The sequence below is a fragment of the Streptomyces sp. Da 82-17 genome (assembly GCF_046098215.1).
Taxonomy (GTDB): Bacteria; Actinomycetota; Actinomycetes; order Streptomycetales; family Streptomycetaceae; genus Streptomyces.
Window position 1 is genome coordinate 402,990 of the sequence record NZ_JBJURH010000002.1, and the last position, 19,077, is coordinate 422,066.

The 19,077-nt window shown below is 71.3% G+C and carries 17 protein-coding genes and 1 riboswitch; of the genes, 7 read left to right on the top strand and 10 right to left on the bottom strand.

All coding sequences use genetic code 11. From position 1 onward, the window contains the following. Nucleotides 1-286 precede the first annotated feature (286 nt). The 4 genes from ACIDOF_RS04765 to ACIDOF_RS04780 all read right to left on the bottom strand — a co-directional run bounded on the left by ACIDOF_RS04765 (nucleotide 287) and on the right by ACIDOF_RS04780 (nucleotide 5,107). The gene (locus ACIDOF_RS04765; RefSeq protein WP_409004364.1) at nucleotides 287-1,318 is read right to left on the bottom strand and encodes an NlpC/P60 family protein; all 1,032 of its coding nucleotides are present in this window, start codon (nucleotides 1,316-1,318) and stop codon (nucleotides 287-289) included. A gap of 455 nt (nucleotides 1,319-1,773) precedes the next feature. Beyond that, complete coding sequence (locus ACIDOF_RS04770) at nucleotides 1,774-2,799, bottom strand: NlpC/P60 family protein (protein ID WP_409004365.1); 1,026 nt, start codon at nucleotides 2,797-2,799, stop codon at nucleotides 1,774-1,776. Nucleotides 2,800-3,423: 624 nt separating this feature from the next. Continuing rightward, on the bottom strand, nucleotides 3,424-4,836 hold the full coding sequence (locus tag ACIDOF_RS04775; RefSeq protein WP_409004366.1) for an NYN domain-containing protein: 1,413 nt from the start codon (nucleotides 4,834-4,836) through the stop codon (nucleotides 3,424-3,426). Between the two features lie 31 nt (nucleotides 4,837-4,867). Then, nucleotides 4,868-5,107, bottom strand: a complete 240-nt coding sequence (locus tag ACIDOF_RS04780; RefSeq protein ID WP_161699610.1) for a hypothetical protein — start codon at nucleotides 5,105-5,107, stop codon at nucleotides 4,868-4,870. 179 nt (nucleotides 5,108-5,286) lie between these two features. On the opposite strand from ACIDOF_RS04780, the gene ACIDOF_RS04785 reads away from it, so the two are divergent. The 7 genes from ACIDOF_RS04785 (at nucleotide 5,287) to ACIDOF_RS04815 (ending at nucleotide 11,570) form a co-directional block, all read left to right on the top strand. Then, nucleotides 5,287-6,084, top strand: a complete 798-nt coding sequence (locus ACIDOF_RS04785; protein WP_409004367.1) for a rhomboid family intramembrane serine protease — start codon at nucleotides 5,287-5,289, stop codon at nucleotides 6,082-6,084. 14 nt (nucleotides 6,085-6,098) lie between these two features. Beyond that, nucleotides 6,099-6,380 carry an Lrp/AsnC family transcriptional regulator gene (locus ACIDOF_RS04790; RefSeq protein WP_161699606.1) on the top strand — a complete coding sequence of 94 codons (282 nt, stop codon included), beginning with the start codon at nucleotides 6,099-6,101 and terminating at the stop codon, nucleotides 6,378-6,380. Between the two features lie 95 nt (nucleotides 6,381-6,475). Then, nucleotides 6,476-6,799, top strand: coding sequence for a small secreted hydrophilic protein (locus ACIDOF_RS04795; RefSeq protein ID WP_409004368.1), 324 nt, complete (start codon nucleotides 6,476-6,478; stop codon nucleotides 6,797-6,799). Continuing rightward, nucleotides 6,786-8,225, top strand: a complete 1,440-nt coding sequence (locus ACIDOF_RS04800; protein ID WP_409004369.1) for an ATP-binding protein — start codon at nucleotides 6,786-6,788, stop codon at nucleotides 8,223-8,225. Before ACIDOF_RS04795 ends, ACIDOF_RS04800 begins: the two co-directional genes overlap by 14 nt. After that, on the top strand, nucleotides 8,222-8,893 hold the full coding sequence (locus ACIDOF_RS04805; protein ID WP_409004370.1) for a response regulator transcription factor: 672 nt from the start codon (nucleotides 8,222-8,224) through the stop codon (nucleotides 8,891-8,893). Before ACIDOF_RS04800 ends, ACIDOF_RS04805 begins: the two co-directional genes overlap by 4 nt. 76 nt (nucleotides 8,894-8,969) lie before the next feature. Then, nucleotides 8,970-10,388 (top strand): SLC13 family permease, encoded by a 1,419-nt coding sequence (locus ACIDOF_RS04810; protein ID WP_409004371.1) that lies wholly within the window; start codon nucleotides 8,970-8,972, stop codon nucleotides 10,386-10,388. Nucleotides 10,389-10,421: 33 nt separating this feature from the next. Then, nucleotides 10,422-11,570 (top strand): glycerate kinase, encoded by a 1,149-nt coding sequence (locus ACIDOF_RS04815; RefSeq protein ID WP_409004372.1) that lies wholly within the window; start codon nucleotides 10,422-10,424, stop codon nucleotides 11,568-11,570. Between the two features lie 272 nt (nucleotides 11,571-11,842). Here ACIDOF_RS04815 and ACIDOF_RS04820 read toward each other — a convergent pair whose 3' ends face one another. The 6 genes from ACIDOF_RS04820 to ACIDOF_RS04845 form a co-directional block, all read right to left on the bottom strand. Continuing rightward, entirely contained in the window at nucleotides 11,843-13,216 is a 1,374-nt protein-coding gene (locus tag ACIDOF_RS04820; RefSeq protein ID WP_409004373.1) for an aminotransferase class V-fold PLP-dependent enzyme, read from the bottom strand. A 196-nt stretch (nucleotides 13,217-13,412) separates the two neighbouring features. After that, nucleotides 13,413-13,530: riboswitch (SAM riboswitch) on the bottom strand. 132 nt (nucleotides 13,531-13,662) lie between these two features. Next, nucleotides 13,663-14,727 (bottom strand): anthranilate phosphoribosyltransferase, encoded by a 1,065-nt coding sequence (gene trpD / locus ACIDOF_RS04825; protein ID WP_409004374.1) that lies wholly within the window; start codon nucleotides 14,725-14,727, stop codon nucleotides 13,663-13,665. A 136-nt stretch (nucleotides 14,728-14,863) separates the two neighbouring features. After that, nucleotides 14,864-16,489, bottom strand: coding sequence for a cytochrome b (locus ACIDOF_RS04830; RefSeq protein WP_409004375.1), 1,626 nt, complete (start codon nucleotides 16,487-16,489; stop codon nucleotides 14,864-14,866). Further along, the gene (locus ACIDOF_RS04835) at nucleotides 16,486-17,541 is read right to left on the bottom strand and encodes a Rieske 2Fe-2S domain-containing protein (RefSeq protein WP_409004377.1); all 1,056 of its coding nucleotides are present in this window, start codon (nucleotides 17,539-17,541) and stop codon (nucleotides 16,486-16,488) included. The genes ACIDOF_RS04830 and ACIDOF_RS04835 overlap by 4 nt, the downstream gene beginning before the upstream one ends. After that, nucleotides 17,538-18,347: a c-type cytochrome gene (locus tag ACIDOF_RS04840; RefSeq protein ID WP_409004378.1), complete on the bottom strand. Its 810-nt coding sequence runs from the start codon at nucleotides 18,345-18,347 to the stop codon at nucleotides 17,538-17,540. The genes ACIDOF_RS04835 and ACIDOF_RS04840 overlap by 4 nt, the downstream gene beginning before the upstream one ends. 86 nt (nucleotides 18,348-18,433) lie before the next feature. Continuing rightward, nucleotides 18,434-19,033 (bottom strand): heme-copper oxidase subunit III, encoded by a 600-nt coding sequence (locus tag ACIDOF_RS04845; RefSeq protein ID WP_282541026.1) that lies wholly within the window; start codon nucleotides 19,031-19,033, stop codon nucleotides 18,434-18,436. Nucleotides 19,034-19,077 lie beyond the last annotated feature (44 nt).

Sequence of the window (19,077 nt, forward strand, 5' to 3'; positions counted from 1 at the left end):
CCCCTCCAGGGGCGCGGGGAACTGCGCGAGCAACCACGACCGACCGTGAGCCGCGAAACAACAGCCGACGCCACGGCGAGTGGGCGGTCTCTCAGGGGCGCGGGGAACTGCGCGAGCAACCCCAACGCAGCCGCAGCCGCAAGAAGACAGCCCGGCCCACGGCGAGTAGGCGGCCTTTCAGGGGCGCGGGGAACTGCGCGACCAGCCACAGCGGCACGGCAAGCCGCGAAACAACAGCCGGGCCCAGGGCGAGTGGGCGGGGCCCGGGGCCGGGCCCCGGGGCGGCTCAGACCCGGGTGACCCCGGAGATCGGCATCATCCCGACCGGGTCGTACCGCACCGACGCCCCCGGGTACGGGGCATGCACGACCTGCCCGCCCCCCATGTACATCCCGATGTGGCTCGCGTCGTCGCGGTATGTCACAAGGTCACCGGGCCGGGCCTCGGACAGGGAGACCTGGCGCCCCGCGTTCCGCTGGGCCTGCGACGTGCGCGGCAGTCCGACACCGGCCTGCCCGTACGCCCACTGGGTCAGGCCCGAGCAGTCGAAGCTGCCGGGCCCGTTGGCGCCCCACACGTACGGGCGGCCGATGGCCTGCCGGATCGCGGCGACGGCGGCCGCGGCCCGGTCGGACGACGGCGCCCCGGTGAGCGCGGGTGCGGCGCCCGAGCCTTCCATGAACGCCGAACGGTCCTGCGGGGAAAGGGAGTTGAGCAGCCGCTGGGCCCGTGCGAGCTTGGCCTCGACCTTCCGCTTGTGCCGGGTGACGGCCTTCCGGGTCTCCTCCAGGTCGGCGAGCTTGCGCGTGGCCTCGTCGCGCTCCTGGGCCAGCGCGCGCTGGGCGGTGCGCAGCTTGCCGAGGCGGCCGGCCTGGCGGGCGTTGATCCGGTCCAGGGTCGTGGACTTGGCGAGGTAGCCGTCGGGGTCCTCGGACAGCATCAGGGCGAGCGTCGGGTCGATGCCGCCGGAGCGGTACTGCGCACCGGCCAGCGAACCGAGCTCGCCCCGCATGCGGTTGATGCGCTCCTGGCCGCGGGCGACGCCGTCCTGGGCGTCGGCGATCTCCTGGCGCAGCCGGTCGGCCTTCTCGTCCGCCTTGTCGTACGCCTGGGTCGCCCGCTCGGCCTCCTCGAAGAGGCGGTCCACCTGGGCCTTGGTCTCGGCCGGTGAGGCCTGCGGGTCGGCGGTGGCGGTGGGGGCCGTGAGGGCGGCGGCCGCGGTGGCCGCGGCGGCGGACAGCACGGTGGCGCGGGCGCTGCGGTCACGGCCGATGCCGAGACCGAGGCCGAGCTGCGAAGGACGGCGATGGGACGCCACGGGGTACGTCTCTCCTTCCCTCGCCGCTGTGTCCACCGCCTCGCGGGCGGCGGAACTGCCGGGGAACAGCGGCGGTGCGGACGTCCGCCGCGGCCGGTGGCCACGGTTCCGGTCTGCCGTTCCGCGGCGCGGAGGGCTCCCGGCGGGTTCCTGCTTCGCGGGCCGGGCCCGGGACCACGTCCCGGCCGAAGAGGCCTCCACAGGCGTCACTTCCCGCCCGTCCGGCGGTAGGTCCACGGCTCCGGGCCCTTGAGGACGGGGCCCGGCGCCGACGAACAGCCGGGAAGCTACCAGCAGCCGGGGCGCGCGAGCGGCGCACCACACTCCCCCGGGAACGCCGAAGCCCCGCCGTCCACGCAGGTGGACGGCGGGGCGCCGGGTCGGTACACGATCGGTGAATTCGCCCGTTCGGAGGGCATGTTGGGGCTGCCGCGCCCCGACCGGTCCCGGGTGACTCAGATACGGACGCCGAACATGAACGGCATGTTGTTGATCGACTCGTAGCGCACGCTGGCGCCGGGCTTCGGGGCGTGCAGGATCTGGCCGTTGCCCGCGTAGAAGCCGACGTGGTGCAGGTCGCTGTAGAAGATCACCAGGTCACCGGGCTTGAGCTCGCTCCGCCCGAGACGCGTGCCGGCGTTGGCCTGGTCCTGCGAGATGCGCGGGATGGAGACGCCGGCCTGCGAGAACGACCACTGGGTCAGGCCCGAGCAGTCGAAGGAGCTGGGGCCGGTGGCGCCGTAGACGTACGGCGAACCTATCTTCGACTTGGCGGCCTGCAGGGCGGCGGCGCCGCGGCCCGAGACAGGGGCCTCGTCGCCCAGGTTGGCGCGGTCGCCGGCGTCGCGGCTGGCACGCTCCTCCGCGGCGGCCATCGCGGCGCGCTCCTTCGCGGAGAGGGTGTTGAGCAGCTTCTGCGCCTCGGCGAGCTTGCCCTGGACTTCCTTCTTCTTCTCGCCGAGTTCCTTGCGGGTGTCCTCGAGGTCCTTCAGCTTGTCGGAGGCCTCGGCGCGCTGCTGGGCGAGGGCCCGCTGCTTCGACTGGATCCGCTGGAGAGCGTCGGCCTGCTTGCTCGTCAACTGGTCGAGCGAGGAGGCCTTGTCGAGGTACGAGTCCGGGTCGGACGAGAGGAACAGCTGCACGGAGGGGTCGATGCCGCCGGAGCGGTACTGGGCGCTGGCGAGCGAACCGATGCCGGAGCGCAGCTCGTTGAGCTCGTCCTGGCCGCGGGCGACCTTGTCCTGCAGGTCGTCGATCTGGTCCTCGAGCTTCTCCTGGCGCTCCTTGGCGCCGTTGTACTGCTCGGTCGAGTGCTCGGCCTCTTCGTAGAGCTTGTCGACCTTCGCCTTGACTTCCTTCTTGCTCGGCTTCGGCTCGGCCTGGGCGGCCTGCGAAGTGAGCGCGACGGCTGCGGCGGCGGTCGCGGTGAGCACGGTCACGCGCGTGCGGCTCGGCTGCTTGGGTCGACGGTGGGACGCCACGGGGGCGGCTCCTTCTTCCTCCAGCCGCCTACCGGTCGCGGTGGGCGGGACCTCCACCGTCACCCCTAATGAGCGATCAACCGAGCGGAGGTTCGAGCCCAGACACTAAGTGACCCTCTCGTGATCCTTCAAATCCTGCCGAGAAAATTCTCACGCGCGGAGCGCATTCTTTACTCTCAACGCACGTGCAGTGATGTGGAGTTGACTCAGTGTAGCGCAGAGGCCACATCAAATCGGGCATTCGGCGCAGGAGTTGACCAGTTCCTCGAATGCCGCGAGCGGGTCGTGATCGGCGCTGGCCGCTTGTGTCCAGAAGGTGAACGTCATATGCGCGGACGCTCCCGCACCGGCTCCGGTCCCGGTCGTCGTTCGGCTGCGGCAACGCGGTGGCCGGTCGCGCAGTTCCCCGCGCCCCTGGGTGGCAGCTCCTGACGGCCGTCGGTCGACTGCCGCCTCGCCGTGGTCGCTCGCGCAGTTCCCCGCGCCCCTGAAAACCAGCCCCTCCGGCAGCAGCCCCGAGAGCGGGGTCCAGGGGCGGCAGCCCCGGCCGTCGGTCGACTGCCGCACCGTCGTGGTCGCTCGCGCAGTTCCCCGCGCCCCTGGAGGGGCGCGGCATCCGACCCGTCAGCCCCGCGACAGGCGCTTCAGGAGGACCGCCGACGCCACCGGGCGGGCGCCTGCGCGGGCGACGCCGTCGGCGACCTCGCGGTCCGTCGACACGACCGTGACCGGGCGGCCGGGCGGCTCCGCGCGTACGAGTTGACGGATCAGTTCGTCCGCCGTGACCCCCGGCTTCGAGAACAGCACCCGCACTCCGCGCGGCGGCGCGAGCAGCACCGGCGCCGCGAGTTCCGCGCCGTCGAAGACGCAGGTGACCTCGGCGCCCGTCTGCGCGGCGAGGGTGGAGAGCGAGCCGAGGAGCCGCAGCCGCTGCTTCTCCAACGGCATCGTCGGGTAGCCGGTCTTGGTGACGTTGTACCCGTCCACCACCAGATGCGCCTGGGGCAGCGCGAGCAGCTGGTCGAGGATCGCCGGGTCGTTCTCGGACAGGGCGCGGGCCGCGATGTCCTTGGGCGTCATCCGCCCGGGCTCGACCGCGTCCACGGTCTCCGCGGGCCGTACGGACACGGGCGGCAGGGCGAGTTCGCGGCGCAGGCCCTGCGCGGACTCCAGGAGGGTGTCGAGCAGCAGCCGCACCCGCATGTCCTCCACGGACCGCCCCTCGCGGCTGGCCTTGCGGCTGGCCTCCAGGGCGGACTCGGCCTCGCCGAGGCGGGTCTTGAGGCGGCGGGCCTCGCTGTCGGCGGCCGACAGCTGGGTGTGCGTCTCGGCGCGCAGCGCCTCCGTCTCGGCGGCGGCCTTGCGCAGCGCGGCCTCCCCGCGCTTGACGTCGCTGAGCGCCGAACGCAGCTTGCGGTGCAGCGACTCGGCCTCGCGCCTGGCGGCGTCCAGGTCGGCGCGCAGCCGTTCCGTCTCGGCCCGGGACTTGTCCCGCGCCTCGGCCAGTTCGCGGCGCAGCCGCTCCAGCTCGGAGCGGGTCTCCTCGCCGACCCGCTCGGCGTCGGCGCGCTGCGCCTCCTCGCCGGCGGCGGTGACGAGCTTGACCCAGCCGACCGGCCGCAGGACGTACGCGGCGGCCGCGACGTCCAGCGGGTCGGCGGCCGGCGGCGGGGTGCCGGAGTCGAGCGCGGCGGCGAGTTCGGGCTGGGCCTCGCGGAGCCGTTCGCCGATGCGCTGCCGGAAGAGGGTCTCGGTCTCCAGGGCGGCGGCCATCGCGTTGCCCGCGAACTTGAGGCGCCGGCTGGGCGTGAAGCGCGCGTACTGCCGCAGCTGGGCGGGGAGTTCGGCGACGGTCAGGCCGCCGAAGCCCTCCGCGGCGATCGCGACGACGCGGCGGCGCACGCCCTCGGGCAGCGGACGGTCGAGCGCCTCGGCGGAGCCGTCGGCGCCGTGGGCGGGATCCGTACCGGAACCGGCGGGGCCGTCGGCCGCACCGGTGGGCCCGGCACCGGAGCCGTGCTCACCTGCCTCCACCATCCGTCACCCCACTTGCTGTGGGCGGGACCCCTCAGGATTCCGCGCCCGGCCTGTCCACCAACTCGATCTGGTCCACCGCGTTGCACCAGCGGCAGCGCACGGACTCGATGGTCTCACTGACCACCTCGCGTTCCTCGACCTTCGGCTCACCGGCCAGGTCGAGGTGGACGTACTCCACCACTTTCGAGGACCGCGTGACGTCGAAACGCGTGAGGTTGCCGCACAGTGTGCAGCGCCAGCGGGTGGTGTCGGTCGGCAGGGGAACCGTCATCGCGCTCGTGCGCCTTTCCTCGGGTCGTGTCACTCGGTCGTGCCCACGCGGGTCGTGCTCGGCGGAAACACTCCGTTTCAACCCTACGGCCTGCCGGAGGGCACGGGTACGCCGCGTCCAAGGGCCGGTACGGCGAGGCGGTCTGTCCGTAGAAGGATCGTTACGTCAGGATCTGTCCCATGAGCGTGGAGCGGGGAGCGGGCGACGGCCCGACGAGGAAGAACAAGAGGCGGAGCAAGAGGAAGAACAAGGCGGACCGGAGCGGTGCCAGCCCCGCCGCGCGGAAGCTGCTGGAGCTGCTGCGCGGCCACGGCCCCCTGGTCACGTACACGCTCGTGGCGCTCTGCTGCGCGGTGTTCGTGCTCTCCCCGTCCTCCGGCCTGAACGCCGCGTACGGCACGGGTGAGCAGTTGCTCGACGCGCAGCGCGGGTACTTCCAGCGCTGGGGCGTGATCCCGGCGGAGCTGCTCACCGGGGACCCGCGGGCCGCGCTCACGCCGCTCAGCGCGCTGTTCGTGCACGGCAGCTGGCTGCATCTGCTCGGCAACGTGCTGTTCCTGTGCGTGTTCGGCGTGATGGTCGAGGAGCGCATGGGGCACGTGCAGTTCGCGCTGTTCTACCTCGGCTGCGGCGCCCTCGCCCTGTGCGCGTACGCGATGGCCAACGCGGACTCGACGCAGACCCTCGTCGGGGCCTCGGGGGCGATCTCCGCGGTGCTCGGGGCGTTCCTGCGGCTGTTCCCGAAGGCCCGGGTGACCAGCCTGTTCCCGTTCCTGTTCTTCCTGCCGCTGCGCTTCCCCGCCTGGATCGTGCTGCCGTTCTGGGTGGCCCTGCAGTGGCTGGCCGCACAGCGCGACACGGGCGGCCCGGGCGTCGCCTACCTGGCCCACCTCGCGGGCTTCTCGCTCGGTTTCGTCTACGCGTGGGTGCGTTATCCCCGTACGGCTAGAGTGAAAGCCACGTCGACGGCCACCTAGGGAGACAGTCAGCCGTGATCACCGCGATCGTGCTCATCAAGACCAGCGTGGACCGGATCCCGGAGATCGCCGAGTCGATCGCCGCGCTGGACAGTGTCAGCGAGGTCTTCTCCGTGACCGGTACGTACGACCTGATCGCCATGGTCCGGGTCGCGCGTCACGACGATCTGGCGGATGTGATCCCGGGCCGGATCAGCAAGATCCCGGGTGTGGAGGGCACGGACACGCACGTCGCGTTCCGCACGTACTCGCAGCACGATCTCGAGGCGGCCTTCGCCATCGGGCTCGACTCCTAGGTCCTCCCGTGGGCGGCGCCGGGTGACGGCCCGGATGAAGGTTCCTTCATCTGCGGCTCATCCTGGCGTACGCCCCCGTGCCGCACGCTCGATGCATGGCCTTCTCCCACCGCATGGCGGCCCTGGCCGCCGTCGTCGCGATACCGCTCGGCATCGCGGCGACCAGCTATGTCCTGACCGACAGCCCCGAGGCGCCCAAGTCGCCCCCGAAGCTGGAGCTGGACAGCGGTTCGCCGACGCCGTCCGGCTCGGGTTCCGGTGCGCCGAAGCCGTCGGGGACGGAGCCGGAGCCGACGCCCAGCGACGAGGTCGTCTCCCGGCCGCCGGTGAGCGACGGCCCGACGGGGGACGACGATGACGGCGCGGACGACGACGCCGACGACAAGGGCGAGCGCGGCGGAGACGGTGACGACGGCTGAGCCGGCGCCCGCGCGGTGGATATCCGCGCGGGTCAGGATTCTGCTCTGGCTGCTCGTCGTGATGGCCGTGGCGCTCGCCGCGGTCGCCACGACGACCCGGTCCGTCCTGGTCCGCGACGTCGACCACCGCATCTCCCGGCTGCTCGCCCAGGAGACCAGCGAGTTCACCAACTTCGAGGCGCAGGGCTTCGACCCGGAGACCGGGCGCCGCTTCACCGACCCGGACCGGCTGATCCACGTCTTCCTGGAGCGGCAGTACGCCGACACGGACGAGGAGTTGCTCGGCCTGGTCGCCCGTGAGGGCCTCTCCCCCGCGCAGCGCGTGCAGCAGCGCGAGATCCCGGTGCGGCGCCCGCTGCACGAGGACGGCGCCGCCCGCCGCGCCATCTTCGAGGCCGACGAGGCCACCGGCACCCTGCACCGCCCGGAGGGCGAGATCCGCTGGGCGAAGGTGAGCGTCGCCCGGCACGGCGGCGAGCCGGAGGCGGCGTTCGTGGTCGCCTTCCACCCGGAACGCGAACTCGCCCGCGTGAACGAGGTGTTCCGCCTGATGCTGGCGATCTCCGGGGTCGCCCTGATGATGACGACAGGCATCGGCTGGGCGGTCGCGGGCCGCATCCTCAAGCCGGTACGCACGGTCCGCACCGCGGCCGCCCAGCTGACCGAGCAGGACCTCACCCGGCGCATCCCGGTGCAGGGCCGGGACGACGTGGCGGCGCTCGCCGAGACGTTCAACGCGATGCTGGACCGCCTGGAGCGGGCGTTCGCCGCGCAGCGCGAGTTCGTCGACGACGCCGGGCACGAGCTGCGCACCCCGATCACCATCGTCCGCGGCCACCTGGAGCTGATGGGCGACGACCCGGCGGAGCGCGAGGAGACCGTCCGCCTGGTCACCGACGAGCTGGACCGGATGAGCCGGATCGTCGAGGACCTGCTGCTGCTCGCCAAGGCCGAGCGGCCCGACTTCGTGACGCCGGCCCCGGTGCAGCTCGCGGAGCTCACCGCCGACGTCTTCGTCAAGGCCCGCACGCTGGGCGAGCGCGACTGGCAGCTGCCCGAAGTGGCCGACGGCGAGGCCGAGTTGGACGCCCAGCGGATCACGCAGGCGATGGTCCAGCTGGCGCAGAACGCGGTCCAGCACACCACGGCGGGCCAGACCGTCCGGATCGGCTCCCGGCTGTGCGGGAACCGGGTCGAGCTGTACGTCGCCGACTCGGGGCCGGGCGTGCAGCCGCAGGACGCCGACGTGATCTTCGAGCGGTTCCGGCGGGGCACGGCCAGGCGCGGCGCCCGTACGACCGGGGCCGGGCTCGGCCTGTCCATCGTGCGGGCCATCGCCGAGGGCCACCGGGGCGGGGTGCGGCTCGAACCGTCCGCCGCCGGGGCCACGTTCGTACTCGATCTGCCGTTGGAGGAAGACCGGTGAACCGGATACTCATCGTCGAGGACGAGGAGCGGATCGCCTCGTTCGTAGAGAAGGGGCTGCGCGCCAACGGCTTCACCACCACCGTGGTCGGCGACGGCGACACGGCCTACGACTACGCCCTGACCGGCGGCTTCGACCTGATCGTCCTGGACATCGGGCTGCCCGGCCGGGACGGCTTCACGGTCCTTCGGCAGCTGCGCGAGGCCCGGGTCACGATTCCGGTGATCGTGCTCACCGCGCGCGACTCCGTGCGGGACACCGTGGCCGGCCTGGAGGGCGGCGCCGACGACTGGATGACCAAGCCGTTCCGCTTCGAGGAGCTGCTCGCCCGGGTCCGGCTCCGGCTGCGCACCGCGGCCCGTGCACCCGAGGTGACGGTGCTGCGCAGCGGCGAGCTGAGCCTCGATCTCCGTACCCGCAGGGCGCGTTCGGGCGAGCGGACGGTGGACCTGACGGCCCGCGAGTTCGTGCTGCTCGAACTGTTCCTGCGCCACCCCGGCCAGGTCCTGGCCCGCGAGCAGATCCTGTCCCACGTGTGGGGCTACGACTTCGACCCGGGCTCCAACATCGTCGACGTGTACGTCCGCGCCCTGCGCAAGAAGCTCGGCGCGGAGCGGGTGGAGACGGTGCGCGGCATGGGGTACCGGCTGCCGGGGGACGCGGGCTGACAGCCGCCGCCGTGGGTGAAGTTCCTTTCATGCACGGCTCATAGAGGGCTCACGGCCGGCCCGAAGACTGTCTCGCGTGACAGTGAATCTCCGGCAGGCGGCAACCCTCTGCGTGGCCCTGAGCATCTGCGGGCTGCTGCTGGTCCCCACCAACTTCCCCGGCCTCGGCGGTGACGCCCGGCTCACGCTCGCCGTGTTCACGCTCGCGACCTGCGCGTGGATCGGCACGCCGATCGACGACACGTACATCGCGCTCGGCGCCGGGCTCGCGCTCACCGCGACCGGGGTGATCAGCAGCGACACCCTCTTCGGCACGCTCGGTGACGAGACGGTGTGGCTGCTGATCTGCTCGTTCGTGCTCGCGGCGGCGGTGGCCCGGACCGGGCTCGCGGGGCGCGCGGCGGCGTTCCTGGTCTCGGGGGCGCGCAGCGTACGGCAGTTGACGCATCTCACCACCGCCGCGCTCGTCGTGACGGCGTTCGCGGTGCCGGCCACCTCGGGGCGCGCGGCGCTCGCCCTGCCCGTGTTCCTGGCGCTGGCGAAGGTGCTCTCGGACCGCAGGCGCCTGGTGGTGATGCTGGCGCTGCTGTTCCCGACGGTGATCCTGCTGTCGGCGGTGGCGACGCTGATCGGCGCGGGCGCGCATCTGATCACGGTCTCGGTGCTGTGGGAGGCGACGGGCGACCGCATCGGCTTCACGCAGTGGCTCCTGCTCGGCCTGCCGCTCGCGGTCGCCTCCTCCCATCTGGCCGCGGAGATCGTGCTGTTGACGACGACCCGGCGGGCGGACCGGCGCGGCCCCGTCCGCATCACCGCCGACCAGATCCAGGAGCACAGCGAGCGGCCCGTCACCGGCCCGCTGTCCTCGGCCGAGGCCCGCTGCGCGCTGCTGCTCGCCACGGTGGTGGCGCTGTGGTGCAGCGAGCCGTTGCACCAAGTCCCGCCCGCCGTGGTCGCGTTGATCGGCGCGGTCGTGGCCTCCTCCCCCGCGCTCGGCACCGTACGGCTGAAGGACGCGCTGAAGACGGTGCCCTGGTCGCTGCTGCTCTTCATGGCCGCGACGATGGCGATGGGCGTGGCCCTGGCCGACTCGGGCGCCGCGAAGTGGCTGGTGGCGGGCCTGCCGGTGACGGTGCCGCCGTGGCTGTTCCTCACCGTGGTCGTGGCCGTCAGCACGGCGGCCCATCTGATCCTGCAGTCCCGGTCGGCCCGCTCCTCGGTGCTCGTGCCGCTGGTCGTGGCGGCGGCGGTCGGCGCGGGCGTCAACCCGGTGGCCGCCGCGCTCGCCTCCACGGCGGCCGCGGGCTTCTGCCACACCCTGCCCGCCTCGGCCAAGCCCGTGACGCTCTTCTCCGACCTGCCGGGCACGCCCACGTACGAGCCGCGCGACCTGCTGCGCCTGTCCGCCGTGCTCGCCCCGGCGACGGCCGCGCTCGTCCTGCTCTTCGCCCTCGCCGTCTGGCCGCTGCTCGGCGTGCCGGTCCTGAACCACTGAACTCTCCACGTCTCCCGAGGAGTTGGAAGACCGATGCTGACCCGTTTCGCCGTAGCCCCCAGCGGCTTCAAGGAATCCCTGTCCGCCCAGGCCGCCGCCGAGGCCATCGCCGCGGGGGTGCGCCGTGTCGTGCCCGAGGCGGAGGTCGACCTGATCCCGCTCGTCGACGGCGGCGAGGGCACCGCGGCCGCGCTCGCCTCGGCCACCGGCGGCCGGCTCGTCGCCCTGCCCGCCACGGGCCCCGTCGGCGAGCAGGTGGGCACCCACTTCGCGCTGCTCGACGGGGACACGGCGGTGGTCGAGATGGCCGCGGTCGCCGGCCTCTCCCTCGTCCCGCGCACCCTGCGCGACCCGGGCGCCACCACCACGTACGGCGTCGGCGAGCTGATCCGCGCCGCCCTGGACACGGGGGTGCGCCGCATCCTCGTCGGCTGCGGCGACTCCGGCACGTCGGACGGCGGCGCGGGCGCCCTGCAGGCCCTCGGCGCCCGCCTGCTCACCGCGAGGGGGTACGAACTCCCGCGCGGCGGCCGGGAGTTGCACCGCCTGGACCGCGTCGACCCGACGGGCCTCGACCCGCGCCTGAAGGACGTGGAGCTGCAGGTCGCCTGCAACCCGTTCAACGTGCTGTGCGGCGAGCGCGGCGTGGCCCGCGTCTTCGGCCCGCAGAAGGGCGCGACCCCGGCGCAGGTCGAGGAGCTGTCGGCGGGCCTGGAGCGCTGGGCGTACGTCCTGGAGCGCGACCTCGGCGCCGTCGACCTGCGCGAGGGCCCCGGCACCGGCGCGTCCGGCGGCCTCGGCGCGGGCCTGGCCGCACTCGGCGCGAAGCTCCTGCCCCGCTTCGACGTCCTCCTCGACCACCTCGACCTGGACGCCCGCCTGGCCCGCGCCGACCTGGTCGTCACGGCCGAGGGCGCGCTCGACCACCAGACGCCGCGCGGCAAGGTCCCGGCCGAAGTGGCCCGCCGAGCCAAGCAGTTCGGCCGCCCGGTCCTCGCCCTGGCGGGCACGATCGGCGAGGGCGCCCACCAGGTCCACTCCTCGGGCGTGGACGCCTACAGCTCGATCCTCCCGTCCCCGGTCTCACTCCCGGAGGCCCTGGGCAGAGGCGGCGAGTTCCTCACGGACGCAACGGAACGCGCCCTGAGGATGGTCCTCCTGGGCGCACGCCTGGCGGCGTGAAGGGACAGGGCGCCCTATACGCACACGGGACTGGGGCGCCCCACAGGGGGGCGCGGGGAACTGCGCGACCAGCCACGACGGCGGGGGGGCCGACCAACAAACCGGAAGGGGCAGGACCCAGGGGCGCGGGGAACTGCGCGACCGGCCCCCGCCCAGGGAAAGCCGAACAACGAACCCGAAAGCAGGGCTTGGGGGCGCAGCCCCCAAAGGGGGCCCGGGGGCAAAGCCCCGGACCGGCAACCGACCCAACGGCAAGGGTCGGCCGACAGAACCTACGCCGCAGCCGAAGTATCCGGCACGCACCGCCCACCCTCGGTCCGGTACGACCACCGCGCACCCTCCCGTACCAACTCCCGCACCGCGGAGACGAACCGCTCGACGTGCTCATCGGGCGTACCGGCCCCGAAGCTGACCCGGATCGCGTTCAGCGACTTCTCGCCGGGCGCGCCCTCCGGCGCACCGCACTCGCCCTGCTCCTGCGGGTCGCTGCCGAGCAGGGTGCGCACCAGCGGGTGGGCGCAGAAGAGACCGTCCCGTACGCCGATCCCGTACTCCGCGGAGAGCGCGGCCGCGAAGTGCGAGCTGTTCCAGCCGTCCACGACGAACGACAGCACACCCACCCGCGGGGCGTCGTCGCCGAACAGCGAGAGCACCTTCACCTCGGGCACCTCGGCGAGCCCGTCCCGGACAAGGCCGATCAGGTGCTGCTCGCGGGCCACGAGCGAGTCGAATCCGGCCTCGGTGAGCGCCTTGCAGGCGGAGGCGATGGAGTACGCGCCGATCACGTTCGGCGAACCGGCCTCGTGGCGGGCGGCGGTGGTGTGCCACTCCACGTCCACACCGCCGTCCGCCCGGCGCGCCACGGCCTTCGACGCCCCGCCGCCGGCGAGGTACGGCTCGGCCGCCTGCAGCCAGTCCGCCCGCCCGGCGAGCACACCGGAGCCGAACGGTGCGTACAGCTTGTGCCCGGAGAACGCGACCCAGTCGACGTCCAACTCCCGTACGGACAGCGGGTGGTGGGGCGCGAGCTGGGCGGCGTCGAGGACGATCCGGGCGCCGTGCGCGTGCGCGGCGGCGGCCAGCTCCTTCACGGGCCACAGTTCACCGGTCACGTTGGAGGCGCCGGTGACGCACACCAGGGCGGGGCCGTAGGGGTCGCGGTCGGCGAGGGCGCGCTCCAGGGTGGTGACGGCCTCGCCGGGCGTACGGGGCGCGTTGAGGTACGTGACCCGCGCGTCCCGCCACGGCAGCAGCGAGGCGTGGTGCTCGGTCTCGAAGACGAACACCTGGCAGTCGGCGGGCAGCGCGGCGGCGAGCAGGTTGAGGGAGTCGGTGGTGGACCGGGTGAAGACGAGCTGGTCGCCCTCGCGGCAGTCGAGGAACTCCTCGACGGTGCGGCGCGCGTTCTCGAACAGGTCGGTGGACAGCTGGGAGAGGTACCCGGCGCCGCGGTGCACGCTGCCGTAGTACGGCGCGTACGCGGCCACGTCGTCCCAGACGCGCTGCAGGGCGGGGGCGCTGGCGGCGTAGTCGAGGGCCGCGTAGGTGACTTCGCCGCCGGTCACGAGCGGAACGGTGACGTCCCGGCCGAGGACGGGCAGCGGGGCACAGACGGACTGGTCGGCGGCGGAAATGGCGACGGACATGGCGAACTCCCGTATGAGGCAGGCGAATTCACCGCGCAGGACGCAGGCCTGAGCACACCGATGGTGCACCCGGACGCGTCGACGGCGCGGGAAGAAGAAAAGGAAAAGTGGTACGCGGAGAGGGGCGTTGCGCCCTATCGCATTCGCTTGCTCACGAGACTGCTCCCTTGAGGACCAGGACCCCAGGGTGTGCAGGGGTCCGCGCTTGCCGCAGACCTTGCTGCCTGCGGCCTGGTCTTCACCCGGGGCACCCCGCCACGGACGGAGGGTTGCCGGACAGCGGGCCGGGGCCTCAGTCGCTGTCACTCATGACCTGTCCAGCATCCTGCCAGAAGATCGAGCACGCGCAAGGCGCAGTCCAGAATCCGGACTGCGCCTCACGTCACACTGCTCGCCACACTGCTCGTCACTCAGCTCGCCACACTGCTCGCCGACTGCTCGTCGGCTCAGGAGTTGCTGGCCGTGACCCACCGGTCGAGCGCCTGGCGGGCGGCCCCGGAGTCGATGGACTCGGCGGCCTTCGCCATCCCGGCGCGGATCTGCTCGACGAGCGGCGCCTCGGTCGGCTCCAACGCCACCAGGGCGGCGGCCGAGTTGAGCAGCACGGCGTCCCGCACGGGCCCGGTCTCACCGCCGAGCAGCCGCCGGGCCACGTCCGCGTTGTACGAGGCGTCGGCGCCGCGCAGCGCCTCGACGGGCACGAGGTCGATGCCGACGTCCCGCGGGTCGAAGGCCTCCTCCCGCACGCCCCCGTCGCGTACGACCCACACACGCGAGGTGGCGGTCGTGGTGAGCTCGTCCAGGCCGTCGTCCCCGCGGAACACCAGGGCGCTGGAGCCGCGCTTGGCCAGCACTCCGGCCACGATGGGCGCCATCCGCGGGTCGGCGACGCCGGTGGCCTGGGCCCGGACGCGGGCCGGGTTGGTCAGCGGGCCGAGGAAGTTGAACGTCGTCCGGATGCCCAACTCCTTGCGGGCGGCGGCCACATGGCGCAGGGCGGGGTGGAACTTCACGGCGAAGCAGAACGTGATGCCCGCCTCGTCGGCCACCTGGGCGACCCGCGCGGGCGTCAGCTCCAGGTTGACGCCGAGCTTCTCCAGGACGTCGGAGGCGCCGCTCGCGCTGGACGCCGCCCGGTTGCCGTGCTTGACGACCTTGGCGCCGGTGCCGGCCACCACGATCGCGGACATGGTCGAGATGTTGACGGTCTTCGCGCCGTCCCCGCCCGTGCCGACGATGTCGACGCTGGGGCCGGGCACCTCGATGGTGTTGGCGTGCTCGTACATGGTCCGTACGAGACCGGTGATCTCCTCCACGGTCTCGCCCTTGGCCCGCAGCGCCACGGCGAAGCCGGCGATCTGCGCGTCCGTCGCCTCGCCGCGCATGATGCGGTCCATCGCCCACGCGGTGTCGTCGGCGCTCTGGTCACGGCCTTCGAGCAGTCCGTTCAGTACGTCGGGCCAGGTACGGCCCGCCGCGTGGTCGCCTCCAGCGGGGGTCGCAGCGCTCATGGCAGCTCCTGGTTCTCGTACGGAACACGTCGAAAAGGGTGTGGGCCCAGCCTAGCCAAGCCCGGTGACGGCAAAGAGCCCCGTCCGTTGAATGGACGGGGCTCCTGCCGTGGCGTTCAGCTACAGCTGACGGGGATCAGTGGTGGCCGTGGCCGCTGGTGATCTCCTTGTACTCCTCCACCGTGGGCTTGGGGATCTGGTTGTCCTCCCCGTAGTAGCCCTTGGAGAGCTTGGCCCGCAGCTTCTCGCCGCGCGACACCTTGCGCTTGACGCCGTTCTCGTCGACCTCGGGGCCGAGCTCGAGCGGCTTGTACTGCTCGTGCGCGGTGAGGGTGTGCAGCTGCTCCTGGCTGAGCGGCTCGTGCACCTCGATGAACTCGCCGTGCGGCAGGCGCTTGATGATGCCGGACTCGCGTCCGTGCAGCACCTTGTCCTTGTCGCGCCGCTGCAGACCCAGGCAGATCCGCTTGGTGACGATGAACGCGATGACCGGGCCGACGAAGAACATGATCCGGACGAACCAGGTGATCGAGTTGATCGACAGGTGGAAGTGGGTCGCCCAGAGGTCGTTTCCACCACCGATCAGCAGCACGAAGTACCAGGTCAGCCAGGCCACACCGAAGGCCGTACGGGTCGGGGCGTTGCGCGGGCGGTCCAGGATGTGGTGCTCGCGCTTGTCGCCGGTGACCCAGGACTCGATGAACGGGTAGACCGCGATGGCCGCCAGGACCAGCGGGAAGATCATCAGCGGGACGAACACACCCAGGACGAGCGTGTGACCCCAGAGGTTGATCTCCCAGCCCGGCATGACACGGATCAGGCCCTCGGAGAAGCCCATGTACCAGTCGGGCTGCGCACCGGTGGACACCTGGTCCGGGCGGTACGGGCCGAGCGCCCAGATCGGGTTGATCGAGGCGATCGCCGCGACGACGGTGATGACACCGAAGACGAGGAAGAAGAAGCCGCCGGCCTTGGCCATGTAGACCGGGAGGAGCGGCATGCCGACCACGTTCTTGTTGGTCTTGCCGGGGCCCGCGAACTGCGTGTGCTTGTGGTAGAAGACCAGGATCAGGTGGGCCACGAGCAGGCCCATCATGATGCCGGGCAGCAGCAGGATGTGGACCGAGTAGAACCGGGCCACGAAGTCGCCGCCGGGGAACTCACCGCCGAAGAGGAACATCGACAGGTAGGTGCCGACGACCGGCACGGACAGCACGGCGCCCTGCATGAAGCGCACACCCGTACCGGACAGCAGGTCGTCCGGGAGCGAGTAGCCGGTGAAGCCGGTGAACATGCCGAGCACCAGCAGCAGGAAGCCGAACAGCCAGTTGACCTCGCGCGGCTTGCGGAACGCGCCGGTGAAGAAGACGCGCATCATGTGCACGAGCATCGCCGCGACGAAGATCAGCGCGGCCCAGTGGTGGATCTGCCGGATGAGCAGACCGCCGCGGACCTCGAAGCTGATGTGCATCGTCGAGTTGAAGGCCTCGGACATCAGCTGACCCTGCAGCGGGACGTAACTGCCCGCGTACTCCACCTCGTTCATCGACGGGTGGAAGAACAGCGTCAGGTACACACCCGTGAGGATGATGATGATGAAGCTGTAGAGGCAGATCTCGCCCAGCATGAAGGACCAGTGGTCCGGGAAGATCTTGCGCATGTTGGCCTTGGCCAGGGAGTAGATCCCCAGCCGGCCGTCGGCCCAGTCGGCTACGCGCTCGCCGGCCGGTGCCTTCCTCGTGTTCTCAGCTTTGGTGCTCATCCGCGCTCCCAGAAGGCAGGACCGACGGGCTCTTCGAAGTCGCCGAGCGCCTCGAGGTAGCCCTCCTCGTTCACGCCGATGCGCAGCTGCGGCAGGGCGTGACCGGCCGGGCCGAAGATCACTCGGGCACCGTCGGAGAGGTCGAAGGTGGACTGGTGGCACGGGCAGAGGGCGTGGTGCGTCTGCTGCTCGTACAGGGAGATCGGGCAGCCCACGTGGGTGCAGATCTTCGAGTAGGCCACGATGCCCTCGTGCGACCACTCGAGCTCGCGCTTGTCCTTGATGTCGTCCGGCTGGATGCGGACGATCATCAGGGCGGCCTTGGCGATCTCGGTCTGGAAGTCGTGGTCGTGCTCCGACATGCCCTCGGGCATGGCGAAGGTCAGCGAACCGACCGCGACGTCCGCCGGGCGCAGCGGCTCGTGGGTGTTCATGTTCACGAGCATCTTGCCCTTGGCCCAGCGCGTGTGCCGCAGCTTGTCCTCGGGCAGCGGACCGAGGTCGCGCAGGAGGACGACGCCGGAGAGCGGCACGAGGGCCATGGCGCCGAACATCGTGTTGCGGATCAGCTTGCGCCGGCCGAAGCCGGACTCCTCGGCGCCCGCCTTGAAGTCGGACATGACCTTGGCGCGAACCTCGGGCTCGGCCGCGATCGGGTGCCGCTCGTCGGCGATCTCCACGTCGGACATCAGGGTGCGGGCCCAGTGGACCGCGCCCGCGCCGATGCAGAAGAGCGCGATGCCGAGGGTCAGGCCCAGGGCGAAGTTCAGCGCGCTGATGTGCCCGATCGGCCAGACGTAGACGATCTTCTCGACCGGGAGGATCACGTACGAGGCGATGAAGCCGATGGTGGCGAGCATCGAGATCGTGAACAGCAGGGCCACCGTGCGCTCGGACCGCTTGGCGGCCCGCTCGTCGATGTCCTGGATCCGGTGCTCGTGCGGGGGGATACCCGGGTCCGCGAACGGGTCGTCCGCGGTCTTCTCCAGGGTGTGCCCGGCAGCGTCCTGCTCAGTGGGCAGGTTCTCTTCTGGAATGTCTTGGCTACTCATGACTTCTTGGCCTTTGCGGTCCGAGCGGCTACCCAGACGGCGACTGCGATCAGTGCGCCGAGACCGAAGATCCAGGCGAACAGACCCTCGCTGACCGGGCCGAGGCCGCCCAGCTTCAGTCCGCCCGGGTTGGCGGTCTTCTCACCGTTGACCGCGTCGAGGTACGCGATGATGTCCTTCTTCTCCTTCTCCGGCATCGTGGTGTCGGGGAAGGACGGCATGTTCTGCGGGCCGGTCTGCATGGCCTCGTAGATGTGCTTCGGGTCGACGTCCTCGAGGGTCGGCGCGAACTTGCCGTGGGTCAGGGCGCCGCCCTCACCGGTGAAGTTGTGGCACTGCGCGCAGTTGCTGCGGAACAGTTCGCCACCCTTGCCGATGTCGGCACCCTCGGGGTTGTACTGCTTGTCGGTCGGCACCGCGGGACCGGCGCCGAGCGAGGCGACGTACGCCGCGAGCTGGTCGATCTCGGCCTGCGTGTAGATGACCTTCTTGCGCGGCACCTGGGCGCCGGGCTGCTGGGCCGGCATACGGCCGGTGCCCACCTGGAAGTCCACCGCGGCGGCGCCGACGCCCACGAGGCTCGGGCCGTCGGAAGTGCCCTGACCACCGGTGCCGTGGCAGCTGGCACAGCCGACGGCGTAGAGCTTCTTGCCCTCGTCGATGGCGAGGGACTGGGCGGTTTCATCGGCCTGCGCCTTGTCCGCGGGTGCGAACGCGGCGTACAGCCCCCCGGTGGCCGCCAGCGCGAGGAGTAGGACGACGACCGCCGCCAGCGGATGGCGTCGTCGTGCGGAGAGCTTTTTCACGGATTACCCCGGTGTCAGGATCTTCTGCGTCGATGCTTCTGGAATGTGTTGGACGGCGGGTTCGACGTTCCCGAACCCGGGCCCGATTACTTGATCATGTAGATCGTGGCGAAGAGGCCGATCCAGACGACATCGACGAAGTGCCAGTAGTAGGACACGACGATGGCGGAGGTTGCCTGCTCGTGAGTGAACCTCTTGGCCGCGTACGTCCTGCCGAGAACCAGCAGGAAGGCGATCAGGCCGCCCGTCACGTGCAGGCCGTGGAAGCCGGTCGTGAGGTAGAACACCGAGCCGTACGGGTCCGACGAGAGCGAGAGGCCCTCGTGCTTGACCAGTTCGGTGTACTCGAAGACCTGGCCGCCGATGAAGATCGCGCCCATGATGAAGGTCACGATGAACCAGGCCCGGAGCTTCTTCACATCACCGCGCTCAGCGGCGAAGACGCCGAGCTGGCAGGTGAGCGAGGAGAGCACCAGGATCGTGGTGTTCGTCGCCGAGAAGGGGAAGTTCAGGGCCGAAGCCATTTCCTTCCAGTGTTCGGCACCCGTAACCGAACGCAGGGTGAAGTACATCGCGAAGAGGGCCGCGAAGAACATCAGCTCGGAACTCAGCCAGATGATGGTTCCGACGCTGGTGAGGTTCGGTCGATTGACCGACGGGTGCGCGTGCCCCTTGTCTACTGTCATTGCTGTCGCCACGCCGACATTATGTCGGTCGCTTATCCAGCCCT

Excerpts from the sequence above, each read along its gene's own strand:
- ACIDOF_RS04780 (WP_161699610.1), bottom strand. The coding sequence starts at position 5,107 with ATGACGGTTCCCCTGCCGACCGACACCACCCGCTGGCGCTGCACACTG.
- ACIDOF_RS04775 (WP_409004366.1), bottom strand. The coding sequence starts at position 4,836 with ATGGTGGAGGCAGGTGAGCACGGCTCCGGTGCCGGGCCCACCGGTGCG.
- ACIDOF_RS04845 (WP_282541026.1), bottom strand. The coding sequence starts at position 19,033 with ATGACAGTAGACAAGGGGCACGCGCACCCGTCGGTCAATCGACCGAAC.
- ACIDOF_RS04820 (WP_409004373.1), bottom strand. The coding sequence starts at position 13,216 with ATGTCCGTCGCCATTTCCGCCGCCGACCAGTCCGTCTGTGCCCCGCTG.
- ACIDOF_RS04815 (WP_409004372.1), top strand. The coding sequence starts at position 10,422 with ATGCTGACCCGTTTCGCCGTAGCCCCCAGCGGCTTCAAGGAATCCCTG.
- ACIDOF_RS04795 (WP_409004368.1), top strand. The coding sequence starts at position 6,476 with ATGGCCTTCTCCCACCGCATGGCGGCCCTGGCCGCCGTCGTCGCGATA.
- ACIDOF_RS04835 (WP_409004377.1), bottom strand. The coding sequence starts at position 17,541 with ATGAGTAGCCAAGACATTCCAGAAGAGAACCTGCCCACTGAGCAGGAC.
- trpD (WP_409004374.1), bottom strand. The coding sequence starts at position 14,727 with ATGAGCGCTGCGACCCCCGCTGGAGGCGACCACGCGGCGGGCCGTACC.
- ACIDOF_RS04785 (WP_409004367.1), top strand. The coding sequence starts at position 5,287 with ATGAGCGTGGAGCGGGGAGCGGGCGACGGCCCGACGAGGAAGAACAAG.
- ACIDOF_RS04830 (WP_409004375.1), bottom strand. The coding sequence starts at position 16,489 with ATGAGCACCAAAGCTGAGAACACGAGGAAGGCACCGGCCGGCGAGCGC.